Origin of the sequence: Streptomyces sp. LS1784, from assembly GCF_020103755.1 — a bacterium.
Classification (GTDB): Bacteria; Actinomycetota; Actinomycetes; order Streptomycetales; family Streptomycetaceae; genus Kitasatospora.
Window position 1 is genome coordinate 1 of sequence record NZ_JAHSQD010001061.1, and the last position, 1,298, is coordinate 1,298.

The 1,298-nt window shown below is 77.3% G+C and carries 1 protein-coding gene; it reads left to right on the plus strand.

What is annotated here, in order from left to right:
• Positions 1 to 1,298 (plus strand): lantibiotic dehydratase (locus tag KS423_RS45610; RefSeq protein WP_224285532.1); only part of this gene is annotated, 1,298 nt, incomplete at both ends.

Sequence of the window (1,298 nt, forward strand, 5' to 3'; positions counted from 1 at the left end):
CCGGCTCGCCGAGGCCCTCGGGCGCCCGGGCGACGACCCGGCCGCGCACCGCTTCGTGGGCCGGCTCCTGACGGCCCGGCTGCTGGTGCCCGCCGAGCCGGTCGACCCGCAGGACCCGCAGCCGCTCCGGAGCCTGGCCGACTGGCTGCGACAGTGGCCGGAGGACGCCGAGCTGGCCCGTCGGATCGAACAACTCGATCTGGCAACCGGCGAGTTGTCCAGGACCCCGGGCGAACGCCGCCCCGCGCTGCTGGCCGCCCTCGGTGCGGACTGGCGCCGGCTGCTGGCCGACGCCGGACGGCCGGTGCCGGACGAGGCCGCACCGCTCAGCATCCTCAGCGAGGACGTCCACGCGCCGGTGCCGCCGCACCTGCGGCCGGGCGCGGCCGACCGTGCGGCGCTCGCCGAACTCACCGCGCTGGCCGAGCTGTTCGACCACGGACACCTGATGCGCCGGGCGGCCCGGGACCGCTTCGTCGCCCGCTACGGCGTCGGCGGGGTGTGCGACGCGCCCTGGGACTTCGGCGCCGAGGCGGCGGATGCCTGGGCGCAGCCGGCGCTGCCGGACGAACTGGCGGTACTGCGTGAGGAGTTCGCCCACCTGCCGGACGTGGATGGCGAACTCGTGCTCCCCGCCGAGCAGGTCGGCGCCCTGGCCGCCCGGCTGCCCCACTGGACCGCGGCCCGGCCACTCAGTTACTCCTGGTTCGTCCAGCGCGAGCCCGCGGACGGCCTGTTGTGCGTCAACCACGTCTACGGCGGCTGGGGGCGCTTCACCAGCCGCTTCCTCGACGGCCTGGACCCGCGGGCCGCCGCCGAGGTCGCCCGGCAGCTCCGGTCCGGCCTCGGGGACGGCGCCCGCGCCGCCCAGGTCCGGCCGGTCGGCGGCTTCAACGCCAACCTGCACCCGCGGCTGCTCGCCGACGAGATCGGCCCCGACCGGCGGTGGACCAGCCTCGCCGAGGCCGACCTCGACCTCGTGCACGACCCGGTCGGCGACCAGCTCCGGCTGCGGCTGAGGAGCAGCGGCGAACTGCTCGATGTCCTCTACCTGGGCTTCCTCGCGCCGGTCATGCTGCCCCGGCGGCTCGGCCCGCTGCTCGCCGACCACCCCAACGGGGTCGTCGACTTCCGGCCGCTGCTGCCGCGCACCACCCTCGCCGCGCCCGGCGGCAAGGTGCTGCGCACTCCGCGCCTGCGCCACCGGCACGTCGTCCTCGCCCGCCGCCGCTGGCACCTGCCGGCCGGGGTGCTCGACGCCCTGCGGGCCGAACTCGCCACGGACCAGGGCCCCGACG